The organism is Protofrankia sp. CiP1_Cm_nod2, assembly GCF_920664355.1.
Classification (GTDB): Bacteria; Actinomycetota; Actinomycetes; order Frankiales; family Frankiaceae; genus Protofrankia.
Window position 1 is genome coordinate 1 of record NZ_CAKKTL010000268.1, and the last position, 2828, is coordinate 2828.

Annotated in this window: 1 protein-coding gene; it reads left to right on the plus strand. The window is 68.1% G+C overall.

Annotation, left to right across the window (positions count from 1 at the left end; genetic code table 11):
• The first annotated feature begins 427 nt into the window (after window positions 1–427).
• Complete coding sequence (locus NBW84_RS21275; RefSeq protein WP_250286744.1) at window positions 428–2458, plus strand: hypothetical protein; 2031 nt, start codon at window positions 428–430, stop codon at window positions 2456–2458.
• Window positions 2459–2828 lie beyond the last annotated feature (370 nt).

Below are 2828 nucleotides of genomic sequence, written 5' to 3' on the forward strand. Positions count from 1 at the left end.
AGTGACAACGTTAATAATTGGTGTACATATGGCAGCGGTTTTGGCTCAACCAGGCCCACGCAATGTCAGTCATCGGCTTCATATATCCGACTGTACAGCCTGGCAATACGGCGGGCAATGCGGCGGCATCGGAGTGGGTGTGACCCGGCCGGAGTGCGTGGACGGCGAGCGGATGGCGCTGGCCGTGCGGCCGGGCCTTGTGCGGCAGGGCAGGCCAGCGGGATGATCATTCCCGCAATAAGGGAGCGGTGCGCGGAGGAGTTTTATTCCCGCCTCCCGCGGGGCCGGGTTTCCTGCGGCAAGGCACCTGTTTTCACGGGTTCTTTTCCGGTACCTCGGTATGCCGTGGAACCGGCGGGGGGCGCCGATGCCGCTGGAACTGGCGTGGCCCTCGACAGGAAAGCCGCGATGCGGTATATGTCTGTGCGTGACGGGGGTAGAGGAAACACGTGATGATCTGGCGCGTCTGCTGGGCCGCTGCGAGACGTGGCTGGAGACGCTCGGAAACCAGGATGACGCCCCGCAGGACGTCGACGAGCTGGCCGCCGACGTCGTCCGCATCCGCAGCCTTCGCACCCGCGCACTGTCCACCCTGCTCAACGTCGGCATGCTCGGCCGCCAGTCGGCCGGGAAGAGCTTTCTGATCAGTGGGCTGCAGGGCCGCCTGGAGTACTGGCTGGTAGACGGCGACGATGACGAGGGCGAGTACACCGGCATACTGCCGTCGTCGGCGAATCCGACCACCGCCTGCCCGTCCACCGTCGTTCCGGTCGGTGACGACCCGTCTGTCAACGCTTCCGGGCGCGGCCTGCTGCGCGTCAAGTTCGACGGCTCTGACTGGGTCGAGATAGGCAGCGACCTGCCGCCCGCCGTCGTCGCCTCGTACGGCGCGGCCGACGGGAAGGTGACCGACCGCCGCCGCGAGCACATCAACCGCCGGGTCCTGGAGATCGAGGTGCTCATCTCCGATGCCCTCCTGCCGGTCAAGCTGTTCGACCTGCCCGGCTCCGAGTCCCCTGACGGGGACCATGACCTCATCATGCGCGGCGCCTGGGCGGAGGCCGACTGCTTCATCTACGTCACTCAGGCGACATCGGCGCTGACGGTCAACGAGCTCGCCCTCGTCCGTGACCTGTACGCCCACCACCTGCAGACCGGGAAGCGTGTGCTGTGGGTGCTCACCGGCATCGACCGCGCCACCCAGCGAGAGCACGGCCAGGCCGCGTGGCGCAACGTACAGGCGACGGACAACGACTATCTGCGCACACACTTCGCCGATGCGGGCGGCGGCCTCGCCGCGTTCGTCGGCGAAGGATTCCTGCCAGTCTCCGCGGCCTGGGAGGCGAAGGCCGCCGCCGAGGAGGCGAACGGGAACGCGACGAGAAATCTCAGGCAACGCAGCGGGATGGACGTGCTGCGCGACCGGCTGCACCAGCTTGTCGAATCCGGCGCCGGGGACCGTCATCTCGTCCAGGTCGCCGACGAAACGAGACGGCTGATCCGCCGCCGGCACCGGCCGATCCGGGACATCGTCGACGCCCATCAGGTTTCCGTCGACGAACTGGCCGCTCAGCAAGCTGCGATCGCCGAGCGGCTGGAGCGTGCGGAGAGCGCCGCGGAAGGCATGCGCACAGAGCTGGCCGACGAGCTGGAGCGCGCTATCCGCGTCAGGCAGCGTCCGTTCGCGGATCTGCCGCAGGAACTGCACCGCGGGCTCGACCAGCTGATCGACGGGGGGAAGCTGGACACCGAGCACGTCCACGAGATCGACGTCCGCCAGGTTCAGCTCTACACGCAGTGGATGGTCGGCCCCGACGGCCCGGCCACCGGCTGGCAGCGTCAGCTGGAGCAGCTCGACGCCAAGGGCCGCACCTTGCTGCGGCTGGCTCTGGGGGACGACGCCACCGGCTCCCAGCTCGTCTCCCCGGAACCGCTCGACAGCCGTCTTCCGCCCCCGCCCGCGGACGCGCGGGGAGCCATGTCCGTCTACAGCCTCGTGCAGATCGCCGCCGGGACGGTCGGTGTGGCCGGTCCCTTGGCAGGCGGAGCAGCCGCGCTGATGACCAGCCTCAGCCTCGCCTCCGTCGCGCTTCCGGTCGGTGCCGCCGTCGCGGCCGCCATCGGCGTTGCCAAGATCACAGAGGTGCTCAAGGAACGGGAGTCGGTGATCCAGAAGGCCCGCAACGAGCGCAAGCGGATGCTCGACGAGCAGGCGAAGCAGGCCCGGGCGGATTTCGTCGAGGCGGCCCGGAGCCAGGGACAGCTACTGATCGACGCGGTCGAGGAGCACCTCGAACAGCACCGGGCCCGGCTGCATGCGACCCTGGCTCAGATCATGGATCGCGTCGACGCCGAGGATACCGTCGCCAGCCGTGAGCTGGTCGCCAGGCTCGCCCCCATCGAGCGGACCGGCCGCGAGATCATAGGGGAACTGCGGGATCTGGCCGACCGCCCGTAAGGCGGTTCCGCAGCCGAGCTCTCACGCCTTCGTTTCAGGATCTCCGCTGGAGGATGTGGATACTGCGCCGGTAAACGGGCGGAATCAAGCGGTCATGGCGACGCATGTCGGCAAGGGCTCTGTCGTTCGTCCACGGTCGGACCCGAGGCGCCGACGAGGACCGGCGGACCAGCCCCGCCTGCGCCGGCGGAGACGAATCCGGTCCGTGCGACCAAGCGGCTGAAGCCGTACGTGCGGTCGATGTGCGCAAGCGAATGCGGATCTTGACTGATTCATGGTCGTCATCGACGTCTTGGAGACGCCCGTTGAATGGCGAGACCGCGGATGCCCTGGGCTCCGCAGGGAAGACGGTCGTGCGAAGCACGACCTC